This is a genomic window from Pseudomonas sp. MC6 (assembly GCF_054790575.1).
Window position 1 is genome coordinate 2,567,548 of record NZ_CP186504.1, and the last position, 17,814, is coordinate 2,585,361.

21 protein-coding genes are annotated in these 17,814 nt (G+C 56.0%); 14 read left to right on the plus strand and 7 right to left on the minus strand.

Going from position 1 to position 17,814, the window contains the following annotated elements:
- Position 1: 1 nt before the first annotated feature.
- From ACOYXE_RS11435 to ACOYXE_RS11460, 6 genes are read right to left on the minus strand one after another with little or no spacing between them, the layout of a single operon-like run.
- Entirely contained in the window at positions 2–1,183 is a 1,182-nt protein-coding gene (locus ACOYXE_RS11435; RefSeq protein ID WP_460929241.1) for an ExeA family protein, read from the minus strand.
- On the minus strand, positions 1,183–2,946 hold the full coding sequence (locus tag ACOYXE_RS11440) for an integrase (protein WP_460929243.1): 1,764 nt from the start codon (positions 2,944–2,946) through the stop codon (positions 1,183–1,185). The genes ACOYXE_RS11435 and ACOYXE_RS11440 overlap by 1 nt, the downstream gene beginning before the upstream one ends.
- Positions 2,943–3,842: a hypothetical protein gene (locus ACOYXE_RS11445; protein WP_460929821.1), complete on the minus strand. Its 900-nt coding sequence runs from the start codon at positions 3,840–3,842 to the stop codon at positions 2,943–2,945. Before ACOYXE_RS11445 ends, ACOYXE_RS11440 begins: the two co-directional genes overlap by 4 nt.
- Positions 3,843–3,887: 45 nt before the next feature.
- Positions 3,888–4,190 carry a helix-turn-helix domain-containing protein gene (locus ACOYXE_RS11450; RefSeq protein WP_038361108.1) on the minus strand — a complete coding sequence of 101 codons (303 nt, stop codon included), beginning with the start codon at positions 4,188–4,190 and terminating at the stop codon, positions 3,888–3,890.
- Entirely contained in the window at positions 4,187–4,426 is a 240-nt protein-coding gene (locus ACOYXE_RS11455) for a hypothetical protein (RefSeq protein WP_460929245.1), read from the minus strand. Before ACOYXE_RS11455 ends, ACOYXE_RS11450 begins: the two co-directional genes overlap by 4 nt.
- Positions 4,427–4,434: 8 nt before the next feature.
- Positions 4,435–4,671, minus strand: coding sequence for a DNA-binding protein (locus ACOYXE_RS11460; protein ID WP_038361110.1), 237 nt, complete (start codon positions 4,669–4,671; stop codon positions 4,435–4,437).
- Positions 4,672–4,890: 219 nt separating this feature from the next.
- Here ACOYXE_RS11460 and ACOYXE_RS11465 point away from each other — a divergent pair, with 219 nt between their 5' ends.
- From ACOYXE_RS11465 to ACOYXE_RS11525, 13 genes are all read left to right on the plus strand, one after another.
- Positions 4,891–5,220, plus strand: coding sequence for a hypothetical protein (locus ACOYXE_RS11465; protein WP_460929247.1), 330 nt, complete (start codon positions 4,891–4,893; stop codon positions 5,218–5,220).
- A 17-nt stretch (positions 5,221–5,237) separates the two neighbouring features.
- Positions 5,238–5,651: a hypothetical protein gene (locus ACOYXE_RS11470; RefSeq protein ID WP_460929249.1), complete on the plus strand. Its 414-nt coding sequence runs from the start codon at positions 5,238–5,240 to the stop codon at positions 5,649–5,651.
- 78 nt (positions 5,652–5,729) lie between these two features.
- Positions 5,730–6,281: a hypothetical protein gene (locus tag ACOYXE_RS11475; RefSeq protein WP_460929251.1), complete on the plus strand. Its 552-nt coding sequence runs from the start codon at positions 5,730–5,732 to the stop codon at positions 6,279–6,281.
- A 247-nt stretch (positions 6,282–6,528) separates the two neighbouring features.
- Positions 6,529–7,092, plus strand: coding sequence for a hypothetical protein (locus ACOYXE_RS11480; RefSeq protein ID WP_460929253.1), 564 nt, complete (start codon positions 6,529–6,531; stop codon positions 7,090–7,092).
- A 147-nt stretch (positions 7,093–7,239) separates the two neighbouring features.
- Entirely contained in the window at positions 7,240–7,545 is a 306-nt protein-coding gene (locus ACOYXE_RS11485; RefSeq protein ID WP_460929255.1) for a DUF2730 family protein, read from the plus strand.
- The gene (locus tag ACOYXE_RS11490; RefSeq protein WP_460929257.1) at positions 7,542–7,835 is read left to right on the plus strand and encodes a VpaChn25_0724 family phage protein; all 294 of its coding nucleotides are present in this window, start codon (positions 7,542–7,544) and stop codon (positions 7,833–7,835) included. The genes ACOYXE_RS11485 and ACOYXE_RS11490 overlap by 4 nt, the downstream gene beginning before the upstream one ends.
- Before the next feature lie 2 nt (positions 7,836–7,837).
- Complete coding sequence (locus tag ACOYXE_RS11495) at positions 7,838–8,389, plus strand: phage protein Gp27 family protein (RefSeq protein WP_460929258.1); 552 nt, start codon at positions 7,838–7,840, stop codon at positions 8,387–8,389.
- Positions 8,386–9,993: a hypothetical protein gene (locus ACOYXE_RS11500; protein ID WP_460929260.1), complete on the plus strand. Its 1,608-nt coding sequence runs from the start codon at positions 8,386–8,388 to the stop codon at positions 9,991–9,993. The genes ACOYXE_RS11495 and ACOYXE_RS11500 overlap by 4 nt, the downstream gene beginning before the upstream one ends.
- Positions 9,990–11,483: a DUF935 domain-containing protein gene (locus ACOYXE_RS11505; RefSeq protein WP_460929262.1), complete on the plus strand. Its 1,494-nt coding sequence runs from the start codon at positions 9,990–9,992 to the stop codon at positions 11,481–11,483. Before ACOYXE_RS11500 ends, ACOYXE_RS11505 begins: the two co-directional genes overlap by 4 nt.
- 1 nt (position 11,484) lies before the next feature.
- Positions 11,485–12,231 (plus strand): phage head morphogenesis protein, encoded by a 747-nt coding sequence (locus tag ACOYXE_RS11510; RefSeq protein WP_460929264.1) that lies wholly within the window; start codon positions 11,485–11,487, stop codon positions 12,229–12,231.
- 86 nt (positions 12,232–12,317) lie between these two features.
- Positions 12,318–12,794 (plus strand): phage virion morphogenesis protein, encoded by a 477-nt coding sequence (locus tag ACOYXE_RS11515; RefSeq protein WP_102902395.1) that lies wholly within the window; start codon positions 12,318–12,320, stop codon positions 12,792–12,794.
- A gap of 583 nt (positions 12,795–13,377) precedes the next feature.
- A complete protein-coding gene (locus tag ACOYXE_RS11520; RefSeq protein WP_102902394.1) occupies positions 13,378–13,689 on the plus strand; it encodes a helix-turn-helix transcriptional regulator in 312 nt (103 codons plus the stop codon).
- Complete coding sequence (locus ACOYXE_RS11525; protein ID WP_460929267.1) at positions 13,661–14,740, plus strand: reverse transcriptase family protein; 1,080 nt, start codon at positions 13,661–13,663, stop codon at positions 14,738–14,740. Before ACOYXE_RS11520 ends, ACOYXE_RS11525 begins: the two co-directional genes overlap by 29 nt.
- A gap of 105 nt (positions 14,741–14,845) precedes the next feature.
- On the opposite strand, the gene ACOYXE_RS11530 is transcribed toward ACOYXE_RS11525, so the two are convergent.
- Positions 14,846–16,174: a hypothetical protein gene (locus ACOYXE_RS11530; protein ID WP_460929269.1), complete on the minus strand. Its 1,329-nt coding sequence runs from the start codon at positions 16,172–16,174 to the stop codon at positions 14,846–14,848.
- Between the two features lie 703 nt (positions 16,175–16,877).
- Here ACOYXE_RS11530 and ACOYXE_RS11535 point away from each other — a divergent pair.
- Positions 16,878–17,552, plus strand: a complete 675-nt coding sequence (locus ACOYXE_RS11535) for a hypothetical protein (protein WP_102902391.1) — start codon at positions 16,878–16,880, stop codon at positions 17,550–17,552.
- Positions 17,553–17,814 lie beyond the last annotated feature (262 nt).

Below are 17,814 nucleotides of genomic sequence, written 5' to 3' on the forward strand. Positions count from 1 at the left end.
ATCACACCCCCTTGATGACATCAGCAGACACCTTCGGCACACCCAACTGCACCGCCAAATTCATCGCCGCAATCACCAGATTCCCGATCGCCAATGGATAAAGCAGCGAAACCGTCCCATCCCGCCCACCATGCCGAGTCGGCTGAGACAGGCGCGCCACAATCGCCTCAACAGCGCCAGGCTCGATGACATCTCCCAACGCCTTACCGATCCGATCAAACCGAAACGTCAAAAACTCCCCCAACCGCGAATGATCGACCGGCCCCAGCGTCACACGCTCACAGCGCTGCACAACCTCCCGCACATCCGCATTACGCTCACTTAACTTCACCCCCAACTCCGGCTGGCCGATCATGATGACGCTCACCAACTTCGTGAACCCCACCTCCAACTCCAAAATCCGCTTCAAATGCTTAAGCGTCGGCACTGGCAAACTATGCGCCTCCTCAATCACCAGACAATGGCGATACCCCGCCGCATGCGACTCCTTCAGCGCCCGATGCAACTGAGCAAAGCGCGCCTCAGGACTACTCTTCGGCTTAGCCAACGGCGCCACAGCCGCCATCATCGACTCAGCAATATGCGTACTCTTAAGCGACTTCCCCTTCGAATCGTTATCCTCAGACGCCAACACATACGGTTCAATAATCAACACCGGATCATTATTCTCAGCAAGCCGATTCACCAGATCCCGGCGAAGCGTACTTTTACCGGCCCCCGATTCCCCCTCAACCGCCAAAAACCCACCGTGCCGAGCCGTCTGATACATCGCCTCCCGCACGTAACGAATATCCGGACTCACCCACATATCCTGGGCACACTGCAACTCATCAAACGGATCACGAAACAGACCAAACGCCTTACGCGTAGCGGGCTGAAGCGTTTGCTTAGGCAACAACATCGAATCGTCCTCCTTGGACAGCACAACCACAGCGGCCGGAACATCGGCCATCAAACACGGCACAACCGCCTCATCAAAAGCACCCGCAATCGCAGCATCATTCGCCCCACAATCCGCCAGAAAAGAGCGAATACGCCCCCGCAACACCTCACCATCCAACTTGCGCGGCCAAAGATTGTGATTCACCAACTGCGCCACCGCCGCACTGCTCACACACAACGACTGCGCCAACGCCGCCTGAGGCCGGCCCATCTCCTGCAAAATCCCTTTCAACTTCAACATCACACACCCCCAACCGAACCGAACGGCCCACGCCTGACCTCAACAGGCCGCTTCAACTCAGCCTCAATCGCCTCAAGATCCTCCTCCGGAACACCCTGTGGAAAACGCTCCAACAACCACCCATAAGACTGCGGCGACCACAACTGACCCAGCCTCGGCCGCAACCACTTCGCCGCCTCAACCACACTCAACGGCGCCACCTCAACCGTCGGTGCCTCCACATTCAGCGTCGAACCGCGACGCGGCAGATAAGCCGGCAACACCGTATCCTTCACATACTTAAGCGGATCCACACGCCCACCAAACGGCACCGTCTTCGCCTTGCGCGCAGCCAAAGCATCCTCTTCAGAGCTCGTCCCCGTCGCCAACTGCTCCAACACCTTGCGTGACACCTGCGCCGGCGTCTGCGCATGCTGTTTAAACTGCTCGCCAATCACCGCCGCCGACTCAGCAAAGCCAAACGCATCCACCCCGATCCGCTCGATCACGTGGTACCGCTCACGCCCGTCATCACCCACCAACACCGCAATCGCCGAATCCTTATCCCGCCAGCAATTACGCGTCACCAACAACTTCTCACCCACCATCACACCCGGCACCGAACTCACATCAAACGACGCCCCGCGAAACGACACCCGCAGCAAATTACTCACCTTGCGGTACTCCGGCGTACACACCGCCAACTCCCGGCACACCTCAACACTCGGCGCCAAGCGCAACTGCTCAGGCGTAATCAACTGCCAAACCCCATACCGACTGCGGCGCGTGCGCGTATGAATCGACGTCGAATTGAAAAACCGCATCCACTGCGTCGCCCACGCATTAATCTGCTCAAGCGTCTTCGCCGGCTGAAACTTCAACGCACTCTCAAACTCCCGCTCCACCAAATTGTGCGCCTGCTCAACCTGGCCCTTCGCCCGCGCATTCCCGACCCGATTAATCACCAAATCAATCGACAACACCCGGCACAAATTGCGGAAAATCCCACTCGTCATCGCCGCCCCCGGGTCCGTCATCAACACCCAAGGCACTCCGTGAAAAGGATCCGCCGCACCGCGTTTCTGCATCGCATTAATCAACACACTGCACAAATTCTCAGCCGACTCTGCCCCCAGCACATACTCCACATACAGCGCACCGCTCGTATGATCCGTCACCACATACCGCCACAACCGCTGGCGCTCAATCCGCTTCAAATTCGCCGGCTTCCCCTCATAAAACTCAGCCTTATGCATCACCCGCGCACCGTCATCCGCCAAATAGAACTGCGTCGAAATCGACGCATCCACCTGCCACACATGATTAGGATGCAAACTGGCCAACGACACCGCCGGGGCGTCCTGCAACAACTGCGAGGGATGCAACTTATAAGCATGCAACGCCCGGCAAATTGCACTGCGGCTCAACGGGCGAAACACACCCGTCAACTCATCCACACGACCCGCCGTAATCAACCCATTACTGCGCAAGCGCTCAACCGCCCGCACAATCGTCGACAACTGCTTGTTATTCGCCCGAATCGACTCCAACAACATCGCCGAAATCAACCGAGCCTCCTCAATCGGCAAAACGCTGCTGCCCGCATCCCGACGGCGCTTACGCGGCTTCGCCACACACACCGACTTCAACAGCCGTTGCAACGTAGAAAGCGACACCCCTAGCTCCAACACACCCGCCTCATAAATCGCCGTACGTTCGCCATACCCCGCGGCATCAAGGCGGCGCGCAATTTCCATCAACTGCTGAGCCTGAACAGGATTCATCCCTCAACCTCCGCAGCCGACAACCAAACCGCAGCACCATCCGCCGCACCCAGCAAATTGAACTCACTGCGAACCACGCCCAGCGTCGTCTCCAACTGCCCAATCAACCCGGCCTGAAACACCCGATGATCCTCACCGTCACCCGCCAGCGCCGCCAACTTCGCAAACCCCTCCCGCAGCGGCCCCAACACACAACACTCCGCCTCAAACGCAATCGCCGTCACCTCAGAGCGCAACGCCTTCGCCATCTCATCGGCCGGCATCGCCTGCACCTGCTGGCGGGAGCACTCCAGCGCCCGGCGAGCGCCATCCAACTCACCGGACCGCTTCGCCAGCAACTCACTCTGCGCCGAATAATCCGCCGTAGCCTCCTCAAGCCGTCGACCTAACACCGCCGTCTCCCGAGCATGCTGGCCGATCAACTCCTCAGCCAACTCAACAAACGCCTCCTTATCACCGGCCCTGGCCACCTCAACCAAAGCCGACTGCTGGTCCTGCGGCAACTGGCGAAACTGGCGCAACTCGCGATAGCCAAACCCCATCCGCGACATCGAATCCAGCGCCTCCTCACCGAAAGCCCGCACATTCGCAATATCGCGATCCACCTGATCAACCGAGCGCCCCAGCAGGCCGCAGAACTCCTCCCACGTCCCACTCAACACCTGCGCACCGTGCGGACTTTTACCCCCGGCAATCGCTCGATAAAGCTTCTTCTCCTTCACAAACGCCAACTTCGAAATCCGCACCGTGCGGGAAAACGCCTCCAACGCACCCGCCATCAGCGACTGACCCAACAACTGATTCACCACATCCCGCTCATCACCATGCAAAGCCTGCAACGACGCCATCGCATTCTGATCAGCCGTCAACCTCGCGCCATCCAACGCCGGCAACACCAACGCCTCAGCGCAAACACCCTTGCTCCTTGCCATACAGCCTCCTTAAACCCTCGAACCCGCGGCAATCCGCTGATTGATTTCCTGCATCCGTCCCGTCAAACGCGCCATGTGCTCGGCATGCGCCTGCGCCATCTGCAACACCTTCACCGAATGAGCAAAACGCCCGTTATCCAACTTCAGCGCCAAACCTTCCTCAATCAACGTCTGCATCGCCCGCGTAATATTGCTCGGACTGTCCTGCGTCAAAACCGCCAACTCCGCATTACTCAAGCCCGTCACCGTGTGCCCCTTCAACGCCAACAGCACACGCAACACCCGAGCAGACGCCGACACCGGCCGACTCATCGCAACACCCAAGCAAAAGCGGTCAAACACGACACAGCACGCACAACAAAATCAGGTAAATTGCCCCCCTCAAAACCGAAGGCCCGCACCTGCCACCTATTAAGCAGCCCACGCGTCACCGCAAAAAAAGTGGCAAATAGTGTGTTTTTTGTAGGAAAACTCTCTTTTTCACCCGCGCGCAGTCTCGGCAAACAAATAAAAGCGGTAGATTCCCCATAACCGATATGATTTTTCATCCAGAGCCTCACGCCACAAAACGCGAAGACTCAAGAGCCGACGCCGGGTCCACACAAATTTCCCCGGCCTTAAGCCCCAACTTGATCGCAATCTCATGCGTCTGACCGCGCACACACTTCTTGCGCCCACCCAACACCTCAAACACCAGGTTGGGCGAAAAACGATTCGCGATCGCCCACTGAGTAATCGAAACACCCTTGGCCCTAAGCTCAGCTTTAGCCTCATCCGCAGTACGTAGCGTCATAAAATCCCTCCGGGGAAACAGCACCCGCCTTGGTGCCGATAAAGTTGCCGTTCGTGGTCGGACGGTGTGAACGAATGATGGAACCGAACGGTTCCCATGTAAAAGGATTTTGGCAACCGAATGGTTTCCTTTTGTGAGCGACTACGCGGCGAGCGGACACGGCTAGGCCTCAACCAAACCGACTTCGCAGCCCTGGCCGGCGTAACCAAAAAAACCCAAATGCTCTACGAAGCAGGCGACCGCGTCCCCGACGCCCACTACATGGCCGCCATCGCCCAAGCCGGCGCCGACCTCTACTTCATCATCACCGGCCAAAAAATCCTCGTCCCCAACGCTGACGCAGCAGCCCCCACCTGGGCGCCCATCGACGGCGAAAAACTCGGACGAATCATCGAAATGCTCGAAACCGCCGCCAAACAAGCCGGCCGGCGTTGGCCATCAAAAAAACTGGCCGAAGTGGCCGCAGAGATCTACAACGCGCTGGGCCACGAACAACAGTTCGACCAGCCCCGCGTTGAGCGCATATTGAAATTGGTAATAAATCGCTGAAATAGCAAAGGAGAACTATGCCAAGCGAGGACGGAGACCTGGTCAGCAAACTATCAGCCAGGCTTTCAGAGGAAATACAAAACCTCCCCATGGATGGAAAAGACCATCAACTCACCATCAAAATCAAAGGCAACCGCGGCCAAATCAACCTCGGCCACCACACCCTCAAACACCCGCCACCCCAACCCAGCGAACGACAGTGCTTGTATTGCGACCACAACCCCCACGATGACATAGCCGCCCATAAAAGCGCCCTGACACAGCAACACAACAACCACCGGCTCATCCTCAAAACCTGCGTAGCCTGCATCGGCATCGCCGCCCTCAGCTACTCAATCAAAGACCACCTGCCCGAAGCCCTCAAAACCTACGCCCTCATCGCCACAGGCATATTCGCAGGCCTGGCCTTCATGCTCGTCGCATCCCACTAAATGCCCCAACCACAGACGGTGTCACCACCGTCGCCCACGCAGCACCCACGGACGAAACGCCCCAAGAAGGAAGCACCAATGGACCAGAATAAAAACAACGCAAAAACAGAAAAAACCATCGCTCAAAAAGTCGCGACGGCAGTGTCATGGGTCATCGTCGCCGCCAGCATTTGGTATTGGCTCAGCCCGAACGAACCCATCCCAGTGAAACCAGCCGTCGCCCCAACGGCCGAACAGCAGCAGACGCCAACCGTCTACACCAGCGCCAGTCCCCAAGCTCTGGCCAGCGCCACCCAATACTTGGCAGACCTCGATACCGCTATGAGCCGAGGTGTGCAGATTCTCAAAGCCAACAACCTCAAAGACCTATCAGCCCACAGCCAACACTTCAAAACCCTGCGCGAAACTGGCCAAGCACAGTTCGGCCGTTCCGTATTTGAACCGCTGGGCCACTGCGCCGCAGCGGGAATTTTCGCCAACAGCTGGTGGCAGGCCAAGGTCAGCGCAATACGTCAAAACGGTGGGGAAGCCGATCCAAGCACGGCTTATGCTCATTTTGATCAGTATCAAATCAATCGAAATGAATGCTTAAACCTTTCAGATCCAGCAGAGAAGGCCGTACCGGCGTAAGGAAAAGATACATATTTCGACGCGATCAAATTAGAGTGGATCTCGCCTCAATACCAAACCAAGAAAGGAGTCATCAATTGAGCAAGGACAAGAGTGGCAGCAATGACAAACACAAAGAACAAGGCAGCACCAACAAATCAGATCGGAGTGGTCCGCGTCCAAAGTTTGAAGACCACAATAAGCCGAGACATTCTGACGTGGTAGATACCCTCTCTCCGCCAAAGCGGCCTGGTCGGGGTCAGTGACGATGGACGCCACAACGGAAGACTTAGCCGACCGTTGGTATGCAACGCTCTTTAGCGTTCGTCGCTCAATTCGGTATCACCAACGCCGTCGTTCGTTCTTTGACCGGTTAGATAAAATATCTAACATGCTGTCACTGATATTCGGCTCCGTTGCGGTTTATGGCACGCTTCAAGACAACTCAAAAGACATCGCACTCATAGCATCCGGCCTCGTAACCGTTTTTGCTTCCATAAACTTAGTGCTCAGCAGCGCCACACGTGCCAGAGATCACACAGACTTTATGCGCAAGTACGTGGAATTAGAGAAGCTGATGCTCGGTGCTGAATCGGAACAGCTTTTGCTCGAAGTAGCAGCCAGACGACTCTCCATCGAAGCAGAAGAACCTCCCGTTTTGCATGTCCTGAATGCCATTTGCCATAACGAAACAATGCGCGCGATGGGATACGCGAAGGAAGACCTACCCAAAATCGGCCCCGTCCAGAAACTCGTAGCTCAGCTATTTGATTTGTGTGAGGGCGACATACAAAACCCGAAAGCCAAAGATCCTCCCCAAACCGCTCCCTAAACCCAATTAAAAGCCCTCCAACCCCACGCCGCCCACCATAGCGGCGTGAGTATTTCTGGCCCCCGAACCCCCGGGGCGCCCCGACCGGAGGCAACCCCATGCGCCCGCAATCCCCCCGCAACCCCCCGACACCCGCCGGGGCACCCCATGACCCACCAAGACCTCACCACCGTCCTGCAAATCGCCGAATGGCTCATCCTCGCCACCCTCAGCCTCTACACCTGGCTCGCCAAACGCCAAGCCGCCAGCGCCCACCAGTTGCTCCACCTTAACACCCGCATCGTCGCCCTCGAAGAACACGTCCGTCACCTCCCAGACCAAAGCGCCATCGCCGACCTGCTCGGCGACATGAAAGCCATCCGCGCCGAACTCACCGGCGTCAAAGACGCCCTCAGCCCACTGGCCCGCGCCCTCGACCGCATCAACGACTACCTGCTGCGAGAAAAACCATGAGCACCTACACCGACTACCTGCGCCACGACATCCGCCTCGTCCTCCTGCGCCTGCTCGCCGACATGCCCGGCTACCGCGCCAACAGCTCCGTCCTCAACACCGCCCTCGACCACCACGGCCACAGCACCAGCCGCGACCAGACCAAAACCGAACTCCACTGGCTCGCCGAACAGAGCGCCATCACCCTCAACGACATCGGCCCCATCCTCGTCGCCACCCTCACCGAACGCGGCCAAGACATCGCCGCCGGCCGCGCCCGCGTCCCCGGCATCCAACGGCCGGGCGCCTGACCATGGCCGGCAAATCCACCGTCAGCCGCCTGCCCGCCGACGTCAAAGCCTACCTGCACAAACTCCTGCGCGAAGACCGCCACACCCTCGACGCCATGCTCGCCGACCTCCAGGCCCGCTTCCCCAGCCAAACGCCCCCCAGTCGCAGCGCCCTCAGCCGCTTCAAAATCGGCTTCGACCAACTCACCGACAAAGCCCGCCAACAACGGCAAATGGCCGAAGCCTTCGTCGGCGCCTTTGGCGAAGATGCCACCGACAAAACCGGCGTCCTCCTCATCGAAGCCATCTCGACCCTGACCTACCAAGCCGCCCTCGGCGCCCACGAAAAAGACGACATCACCATCGCCGAAATCAGTGCCTTGGCCCGCGCCGCCAAAGCCACCATGGAAGCCCGCACCCTCAGCGTCAAAGAGCGCCAAGCCATCGAAAACGCCACCCGTCAACGCCTCCTGCAAGAACAAGCCGCCGCCCTCGACAACGCCGTCAAAGCCAAAGGCATGACCGAAGACCAAGCCCAGTACTGGCGCCAAACCTTCCTCGGCGTCAAACCATGACCCCAGCCGCCAGCACACTGCGCGTCATCGAATGGGACGAACTGCCGCCCAGCGTTCGCCAGATCCCCGAAGACTACAACCCGCAAGCCGAAGGCCTGCTAATGGCCCACCAAGCCCAATGGCTCGCCATCGACGCCCAAATCAAACTCTGCGAAAAAGGCCGGCGCACCGGCATCACCTTCGCCGAAGCCCTCGACAGCGTCATCACCGCCGCCTCCCAAAAAGCCGCCGCCGGCATGGACTGCTACTACATCGGCGACACCAAAGAAAAAGGCCTCGAATTCATCGGCTACTGCGCCAAATTCAGCCGCGTCATGGCCCAAGCCCAAGCCGCCGGCGCCAGCCAGATCGAAGAGTTCCTATTCCAGGACCAAGACCAAACCGGCCACACCCGGCACATCAATGCCTACCGCATCCGCTACGCCTCAGGCTTCAAAATCGTCGCACTCTCCAGCAACCCCGCCAGCGTCCGCGGTCTGCAAGGCAAAGTCATCATCGACGAAGCCGCCTTCCACCGAAACGTCTCCGCGGTCCTCGACGCCGCCACCGCGCTGCTCATCTGGGGCGGACGCATCGTCATCATCAGCACCCACAACGGCAAAGCCAACGCCTTCAACCAAATGGTCAGCGACATCCGCGACAAACGCTACGGCGACAGCGCCCAGGTCTACCGCGCCACCTTCGACGACGCCGTCGCCAACGGCCTCTACGAACGCGTCTGCTACATGGCCGGGGAGCCGCCCACAGCCGAAGGCAAACACACCTGGTACAAAAACATCCGCAACGCCTACGGCCCGCGCAAAGCGCAAATGCGCGAAGAACTCGACGCCATCCCCCGCGACGGCAACGGCGTCTGCATCCCCGGCGTCTGGATCGACGAAGCCATGCGCCCCGGCCGCAGCGTCCTGCGCCTGGCCCTCGACGACGCCTTCACCCAACAACCCATCCACCGCCGCGAAGCCTACGTAACCGACTGGATCGACCGCCACCTCAACCCCGTCATGCGCCAAACACTCGCGCCAACCCTGCGCCACTTCCTCGGCATGGACTACGCCCGGCACCGCGACTTTTCCATCATCTGCCCCATGTCCGTCGACCAAACCCGACACCGCGACATCCCCTTCGTCATCGAACTGCACAAAGTGCCCACCCGCCAACAAAAACAAATCCTTTTCCACCTCCTGCGCGGGCTGCCACGCTTCATCGGCGCCGCCCTCGACGCCACCGGCAACGGCGAAACCCTCGCCGAAGAAACCGCCGACACCTTCGGCCACAACCGCATCCACCAAATCAAAATCAGCCGCACTTGGTACGGCGCCTGGATGCCCAAATTCGTCCAACTCTTCGAAGACGCCCACCTCACGCTGCCGCGTGACGATTCCTTACACCAAGACCTGCGCGCCATCGAAACCATCGACGGCATCCCCATGATCAGCAAAGCCCGCCAACAAGACCTCAAAGACCCCGACCTTTACCGCCACGGCGACTTCGCCGGCGCCGGCGCCTTAGCCCACTTCGCCACACTCGAAGTCGCGTCCGGCCCCATCACCGTCAAATCACGGCGCCCACGCCAGGGCCCACGCATCACCCAAGGGTACGCATGAACAACCAAGGCCTATGGATCAGTCCCACCGAATTCGTCAGCTTCACCGAAGCCAAACGCAACCCCGCACTCAAGCGCCACATCGCCACCCGCAGCCGCGCCGAATCAGCCACCTTCGGCGCCCACCTGCCAAACCCCGACCCCATCCTCAAAGCCCAAGGCAAAGACATCAAGGTCTACCGCGACCTGCGCAGCAGCGCCCTTGTTGGCGGCAACATCCGCCGCCGCAAAGCCGCTGTCCTCTCACTGGAGCGCGGCCTCAAACGCGGCGACGCCAGCCCCAAAATCGAACGCTTCATCAGCGACTGGCTCGCCGACCTCGACCTCGATCGCATCCTGCGCGAACTGCTCGACGCCCCCTTATACGGCTACCAACCCCTCGAACTCATGTGGCAGCCCCTCGGCCGGCACCTCGTACCCCAAGACCTGCTCGGCAAACCCGCCGAGTGGTTCTACTACGACCAGCACAACGCACTGCGCTTTCGTGCCAAAGACGCCGGCCCCGACGGCCAACCCTGCGACCCGCAACGCATCATCGTCGCCCGCCAAGACGCCACCTACGCCAACCCCTACGGCTTCCCCGACCTCAGCATGTGCTTCTGGCCCGCCACCTTCATGCGCGGCGGCCTAAAATATTGGGTCCAATTCACCGAAAAATACGGCAGCCCCTGGGTCATCGGCAAACACCCACGCGGCGCCACCGACGACGAAACCAACCTGCTGCTCGACAGCCTCGAAGCCATGGTCCAAGACGCCGTCGCCGCCATCCCCGACGACGCCAGCGTCCAAATCATCGAAGCCGCCGGCAAAGCCGGCAGCGCCGACGTCTACCGCCAACTGCTCGAGTACTGCCGCAGCGAAATCAACGTCGCCATGCTCGGCCAAAACCAGACCACCGAAAAAGACAGCAACCGCGCCAGCGCCACCGCCGGTGCCGAAGTCACCCAAGACATCCGCGACGGCGACGCCAGCATCGTCGCCGCCGCACTCAACGCCTGCATCCGCCACGTCGTCGACCTCAACTTCGGCCCCCACATCGCCGCCCCCGACTACCACCTGTGGCAACAAGAAGAAATCGACAAAAGCCTCGCCCAACGCGACAAAGCCCTCACCGAATCCGGTGTCAAATTCAGCAACGCCTACTGGCAACGCACCTACAACCTGCAAGACGGCGACCTGCAACCACCACCAGCCACCACCGGTTCAGCCGCATTCGCCGAACCCACCACCAGCCTCGCACTCGACCAACTGGCCCTAGACCAAGCCATCAACAGCCTGCCGACCGCCACCCTGCAACAACACACCGAACACGCCATCACGCCACTGATCCAAGCCCTGCAACACAGCCACAACGACACCGACGCCTTAGGCCTGCTGGCCGAAGCCTACCCACACATGGACAGCCAAGCCCTCCCACAGCAACTGGCCCACCTCATCTTCATCGCCAACACCTGGGGCCACCTCAGCGCCACCGCCGACAAAGAAGACTGACATGGCCACCCAGACCCAACCCGTAAACCCCATCGACCTCAAAGCCGTTTTCGGCCTCGAACCCGCTAACGCCATCGCCTACCTCAAAGCCAAGGGCTACGCCATCACCTGGCACTGGCAAGACATGCTCGATCAAGCCCACGATCAAGCCTTCACCGTCGCCAAAGCCATGCACCTGGACCTGCTGTCCGACATCCGCGCCGCCCTCGAAACAGCCCTGCAACAAGGCCACACCCTCAAACAATTCACCAACAACCTCCAGCCGACCCTGCAAGACCAAGGCTGGTGGGGCAAACCCATCATCGTCGACAGCCAAGGCGCCGCCCAACCCGTCCAACTCGGCAGCCCACGCCGCCTCAAAACCATCTACCAAACCAACCTGCAAAGCGCCTACATGGCCGGTCGCAAAACCGCCATGGAACAAACCACCCAGACCCACCCGTACTGGATGTTCGTCGCCATCCTCGACAGCAAAACCCGCCCCAGCCACCGCGCACTCCACGGCCAGGTCTACCGCCATGACGACCCCATCTGGCAAACCATCTACCCACCCAACGGCTACAACTGCCGCTGCCGCGTCATCGCCCTGACCGAAGCCGCCGTCAAACGCAAAGGCCTGACCGTCCAAACCAGCCAAAACCAATCCATCACATTCCGTCCTGACCCCGGCTTCAACCACGCCCCAGGCGCAGGCCTGACCCAAGCCTTAAAACAAAAACAAACCGTCACTCAAAACCACACCCATTGACCCACCCCAATTCCCTGTGGGAGCTGGCTTGCCAGCGATCGCGGCCTACCAGCCCACAAAATTTCCTGACCGGAAAAAAAACCAAAATGCTCACCATCGAAATAAACCAACAACGTCTGCAACAAACCCTCAGCGAAATAGAATCGGCCGTCGGCGACCTCAACCCCCTGATGCAAACCATCGCCACCGAACTCGCCAGCCAGACCGAAGAAAACTTCGAACACGAAGGCCGCCCCCGATGGCCAGAACTCTCCGACGTCACCACCGAAAACCGAGCCAAACACGGCCACTGGCCGGGCCAGATCCTGCAGATCAGCGCCGCAGGCCTTGCAGCCTCAATTACCACCCACACAAAGGCCAGCTCGGCCATGGTCGGTAGTAACAAACCGTATGCGGCGATGATGCAGTTTGGAGGAGACCAGGCAGACTTTCCGCAGCTGTGGGGTGACATACCGGCGAGGCCATATTTACCGATGGACAGCGAAGGCCACCTGCAACCGCAAGCCGAAAGTGCTGTTTTATTGCTGGCTCTCAGTTATTTAGAAAGCGCAGCGCTCGGCTGAAGGACAGGAGAAAAGAGAGGAAGGCAAATTTTACCTGACCTGTAGCTGGAGCAAGCCGCAGCCCTTCGGACTAAAAATATTCGCTATTAGCGAATATTTTTGACTTGTCGCGAAGCCTCAGTTAGCCTGCATCTGCGGTAAGGAGATCATCTCGCTGTTGTGAGGGCTTCGGTCCAGTGGAGGCTTGCCTCTAAACCCTTTCCCAAGCGCTTCGGCACCCGGCAGCACAGGGATCCGGAGACGCGGGGATACTGCTTCCGTGCGAGTCGGAAGCAGGTGCTCAGAAGGGGGGAAAAGCGTCGTTTGCTCCAATTTTCTATCCAGTTGCATGCGAGACCTTCTCAACGTCTGAGAGGGGCAACTGAGGTAAAACCCATGAAAATTGCAAAACCCGCCAAACGACGTCCGGTTGTTAGAAAACGAAAGATTGTTAAGTGGTTAAGGCTGATGATGTGTGTTGTACGTTTGGTCGGATTTTTGTTTCCTCTGATCGACAAACACTGGCCAAAGCTAATGGAAAATCTTCGTGAGCTCTTCTAATGCCTAACCCCCGCTGTTGTCACTTATTAATGAGGATGCTGTGATGCTGAACCAGGCATTACGCTTGATTCGAACCTACCACGATCTGTCGCAAACAGAGCTGAGTAAGGAGCTGGGAATCTCAAATTCCCACCTTTCCGAGCTAGAGTCAGGCAAAAAGCAACCGACTATCGAATTGCTAGGAAAGTACAGCAATCGTTTCGATATTCCGTTGTCATCAATACTGTTCTTTTCTGAGAATCTCGACGCGCCTAAGCCTTCGAACAGATTGCGCCTGGGAGTAGCAAAAAAAGTAATTCATCTTCTCGAATGGATTGAAAATAAAAATGAAGCCAAAGCGAGTAAAAAAGGCTAAGCAAGAGAAAAAGTCCTACGAGATATCACAAAGCGCGTTGTACAAAACCACTTCACGATCGAAGTTAGCAGCTATTCTCTCTCTCAGCATCCATGACCTTCTATGCAGCATAGGAGATTACAAACGCTTTGAGATGACTCCCAAACCTGACCCTTTCAAAATTGGCAAGCCACCTAAATCCCGATGGGTGCAAAAGCCTAAAGGAAAACTACTAGCCATTCACGAGCGTATTCTGAAGTTACTGCGCTGTGTCAAAGTGCCTGAGTACATGCAATCAGCTTTAAAGGGAACATCATACAAGAGGAATGCCGAACAACATTTGAGCGGCTGCATGGTGGCGACGCTCGATATTAGCAATTTTTTTCGTTCCACTAAAAAGTCTCAGGCATTTAACTTCTTCAGGGATCGCCTTGAGTGCCCAGGTGATATCGCCAATCTTTATGCTGAACTCGTTACTTGTGATGACTGCATCCCGACGGGGAGCCCCTTAAGCCCTCTACTGTCGTTTTATTCTAACAAGCCATTATTTGACGAGCTGAGTGTCTTGGCGAAAAACTCAAACCTAAAATTCACTTGCTATGTTGACGACCTGACATTTTCGGGCACTCGCATAACCCACGGGCTCCTATGGGAAGTCGAAAAAATAGTGAAAAAATATGGACATTTGACCGCGGCCAAGAAAACACGTCTTTTCGGCGTAGAGGTTCCCAAGCATATTACTGGCACCGTGGTTTCTGAAGGTGCATTGAGGGTCCCCAATGCTAGGTTTAGAAAAATGAGATTAATTAAACTGGCCCTCGAAGGAAAGCGCGATAGCTTTGGCCTTACCAAAACTCAGCTGGAGTACAAACTGGGTGGATTACTAGGTGAAGCAGCGTACCTTGATAACGATTTCAAATCGTTGGCTAATACGTACAATAGGAGCATTAGAGATATTAATTCGGCGTCACTTGGAGACGGTGAGTATCGACCGTCTCTGAAGGCCACAGACTTGATTGACGATAAATTCATCCCTCCATGGGAAACGGAACAAAGCCCCAGTAAATCTTAGGTAGCTTTCGTTAGCAAGACATGCTTTCAAAGCTAAAAATGCTTCAGCTGAACATTGTTGCGCCGTTTCAGAAAGTGCATTTATTATCCTGCATTTCTAAAACATTCAGCTTGGCAAGGCAAGCACTTCCCACCGATCGACATCGTTAAATTGGTGTTCAATTAAAGTATTCTCCGTGGTGACTATCTCCATTTTGACTTGTTCTCTTTCCTCTAAGTCACAATACAAAACCGCCTCAACACCCGTATAAGTACTTGAGATTCTAGGTGCTTTCACCATTTGACCAAGCAGATTTATTTCCGGACGAATTTCATTTTGAAGAGTAATTCGCTGAACCTTATCATCTAAATCCTCAACTGAATAGCCATCATACCAATCGAAAGTCCCTCGACAGAGCATTGATGGAGCCCTTCGGCCAATGATTTTATTGTCTATTAGACGGGTGAGCTTTCTGAGAAAAATAATCACTTCCTCAGTAAAATTAATGTCCAACATAAATATGTTGTCTTCGCATTTCTCTGCAATTTTGCGGCACTGATCTATCATGGTTATAAAATAGGAAAAATGCTCTGCAAAACCATTTGATTCTGGGCTTTGCTTCGTATCTATTCGAACGAGTCGATTGGCCACCTCAAACTCTACAACGAAGCTGCCTTTTTCCAAGTATTGCAGTGCTTTTGTCAATCGCCCAAATAGTGGTAGTTCTAAAACATCAAGCCCTTGCCAAGCCTTAACGTCAATGCTCATATTCAGAAGGCTGCCACCATTATGTTCAAGTCTATGCTCAAACGTAAGAAAGCCACCAAGGCAACTTCCTTGAATTATGGTTCTTAATGTCCCGGAGGTATACTCCGCGTCAAATGAAACAATAAAGTGTTCGTGTCCTTCTCCATCGCACGCGAATAGGTTTGCGTTGATTTTTTTCTTGATCCCACCTAGGACTATGCTTCCGACGCGATCTGTATCAAGTCGCTGGTGGATTGCCTCGAATAACTTGGAACCAGCAAATTCAAAATTCGAGCTCGGGATACTCAGTTCTCGCCCCTCTTCAAAAAATGCTCTTTCGGCCGCTTCAAAATCCTTAAGTTCATCAACACCACGGATGAGTAAATTAAATTTCGCGTCTGGCGCCACTGCGAATATTTCGTGACTTATTCCGCTCGCACTCTTATTAACCCGAACTTTGAATCGCGGGTCAATTTCAGACATGCCAGACTCATAGGTGCTTAGCATCTCATTGACAGGTGTTCCAAGGGGATCAGTAAATCGGTTGATATATCTTCCCAATATATCGACGGATTCGTCTTTTACTGCCGACTTTAGCTCTCGCTCTGTAAATGCCCGCTGATTAACCATTTGGTTAGCACGGATTTCGGCTTGTCGCTTCCACTCGCGAAGCAACTCAACAGGATATGGGGAGTCGTCTGCGTCCACGAGCCTCGAATGCGTCTGACACATCCAGATACCATTGCTGACGTCTCTACGCTCTGCGGCGCTTTGGTTCTGATCATAGCGAGGACCTCCTGGAGCCGCAGCGGTGATATGGCAAGCGACACCGATACTGAATGCTCCATCTAGGGACCCTTTGGCCCCGTGGGTATGAACAGAGCAATCAGGAAACGAGCAAACATTGCCTGCCATATCTCGGAGGGTTCGAATTGTCGATTCTAGAAAATCATCCCGGCGTCTTACCCGAACGACGCCAGATTTTGCCTTCTGCGTAGGGGGCTTTCCTCGCTTGCCAGTTCCCATTTACAACTTGCTCCTATTGGTCGATTTTTTTCGGTGCAATTAACACCTATTTCCTTCGAAAAGATGAAACACACCGTCAAAAAATTTGGCAAAGAAAATTCCTAGCAGGATCAAGCACCAGGAATCATTGCGTAAAACTCTAATAGTCTCACGCTGGGGCAATCGAGATCAGTACCCGTATGCCTGAGTCTGGTTGGGGGCAACGCAAACAAATGTCAGGTCATATCTCTTTGCGCGCGACGACCGCTCGATCAAGCAGTACCTCCCACCAAAAAATGTTTGACAGATGCCGACTTCCGACCAACAATCCAGCTTCCGGTGTCGGAAGTTTAGCGTTTCATAGTCGCAGCAGCTTCAAGCCTGAAGCTGAATATAGAGGTGATTTATGTCTGAATTTGAAGGTGTCGCTCCGGAGGATCGGGGCAAATTGGTACTGAAATGGCGGACCACGGTCGGCTGGAGTGTTGGTGAAACTGCGAAACACGTTGGCGTGAGCACCCGCACGATCTCGTCCGTAGAAAGCGGAGCTCAGGTCATGTCGGACTCCCGGTGGCGGTTGTTCGTGCATGAGGTGCTCGCTGAACTCAATCATGAAAACGAGCAAGTGGTGGTTGTCTTGAGCGAGCAACAGTCGCCTCTTGACGTAGTGTCGAGCGGAAACTACGCGGGTTATGCAATTAGCGATGATGGTGCGACGGCGCTAATCGCATCGTATGGCATTAACCGTCTGTCCGGAGCTCCTGAGGTCCATCGCCAGCGTTTCCAAGTGAAGTCGAACCCGCACGTTATTCGTGCCATCGAAAAATGGGAGGCTGCCAGCCAAGGGGCAGCCCAGGACCACGCTGCATTTCAGATGCAACGCTGGCTGATGCGTCGTGTACTCAAAGGTGAACTGAACAACCCTGAATTGACGCAGCTTAAGGCAGCTATTAATGACGCCAAAGGCGAACTTGAAAAGGCCAGTGGTGAACCAGAAGAAGTCCGAGCACAACTAGCGCGCAAGCTCGATTTGGCAATCGCGGATCTTATGGAGGCCGTCGCTCAGGCAACAAAGAAGTAAACGGTGGTCGCTAATCTTGAAAAAGTGGTCGAGCCATAGAGGAGGCTCGACCACTTCATATCCGTAAACCAAACAGTCGGTTTGGGAAATCCATTATTGGATATTCGCCATGCACTGAATGCTTTCAATACTCGAATTGCGCGTTACACACCATTGACCACCACGTCCCTCCAGTGATTTAGAGCCATTTATGCCCCTATGGCGTCGGTGCATGGGTTCGCCGACAAAAGCCATTCTTAAAGGCTTTATAAAGCCGCACACT

Bases quoted from the DNA above. Each gene is read 5' to 3' on its own strand.
- ACOYXE_RS11435 (WP_460929241.1), bottom strand. From the start codon at position 1,183: ATGTTGAAGTTGAAAGGGATTTTGCAGGAGATGGGCCGGCCTCAGGCG.
- ACOYXE_RS11440 (WP_460929243.1), bottom strand. From the start codon at position 2,946: ATGAATCCTGTTCAGGCTCAGCAGTTGATGGAAATTGCGCGCCGCCTT.
- ACOYXE_RS11450 (WP_038361108.1), bottom strand. From the start codon at position 4,190: ATGAGTCGGCCGGTGTCGGCGTCTGCTCGGGTGTTGCGTGTGCTGTTG.
- ACOYXE_RS11455 (WP_460929245.1), bottom strand. From the start codon at position 4,426: ATGAAAAATCATATCGGTTATGGGGAATCTACCGCTTTTATTTGTTTG.
- ACOYXE_RS11460 (WP_038361110.1), bottom strand. From the start codon at position 4,671: ATGACGCTACGTACTGCGGATGAGGCTAAAGCTGAGCTTAGGGCCAAG.
- ACOYXE_RS11465 (WP_460929247.1), top strand. From the start codon at position 4,891: ATGCTCTACGAAGCAGGCGACCGCGTCCCCGACGCCCACTACATGGCC.
- ACOYXE_RS11470 (WP_460929249.1), top strand. From the start codon at position 5,238: ATGCCAAGCGAGGACGGAGACCTGGTCAGCAAACTATCAGCCAGGCTT.
- ACOYXE_RS11475 (WP_460929251.1), top strand. From the start codon at position 5,730: ATGGACCAGAATAAAAACAACGCAAAAACAGAAAAAACCATCGCTCAA.
- ACOYXE_RS11480 (WP_460929253.1), top strand. From the start codon at position 6,529: ATGGACGCCACAACGGAAGACTTAGCCGACCGTTGGTATGCAACGCTC.
- ACOYXE_RS11485 (WP_460929255.1), top strand. From the start codon at position 7,240: ATGACCCACCAAGACCTCACCACCGTCCTGCAAATCGCCGAATGGCTC.
- ACOYXE_RS11490 (WP_460929257.1), top strand. From the start codon at position 7,542: ATGAGCACCTACACCGACTACCTGCGCCACGACATCCGCCTCGTCCTC.
- ACOYXE_RS11495 (WP_460929258.1), top strand. From the start codon at position 7,838: ATGGCCGGCAAATCCACCGTCAGCCGCCTGCCCGCCGACGTCAAAGCC.
- ACOYXE_RS11500 (WP_460929260.1), top strand. From the start codon at position 8,386: ATGACCCCAGCCGCCAGCACACTGCGCGTCATCGAATGGGACGAACTG.
- ACOYXE_RS11505 (WP_460929262.1), top strand. From the start codon at position 9,990: ATGAACAACCAAGGCCTATGGATCAGTCCCACCGAATTCGTCAGCTTC.
- ACOYXE_RS11510 (WP_460929264.1), top strand. From the start codon at position 11,485: ATGGCCACCCAGACCCAACCCGTAAACCCCATCGACCTCAAAGCCGTT.
- ACOYXE_RS11515 (WP_102902395.1), top strand. From the start codon at position 12,318: ATGCTCACCATCGAAATAAACCAACAACGTCTGCAACAAACCCTCAGC.
- ACOYXE_RS11520 (WP_102902394.1), top strand. From the start codon at position 13,378: ATGCTGAACCAGGCATTACGCTTGATTCGAACCTACCACGATCTGTCG.
- ACOYXE_RS11525 (WP_460929267.1), top strand. From the start codon at position 13,661: ATGAAGCCAAAGCGAGTAAAAAAGGCTAAGCAAGAGAAAAAGTCCTAC.
- ACOYXE_RS11535 (WP_102902391.1), top strand. From the start codon at position 16,878: ATGTCTGAATTTGAAGGTGTCGCTCCGGAGGATCGGGGCAAATTGGTA.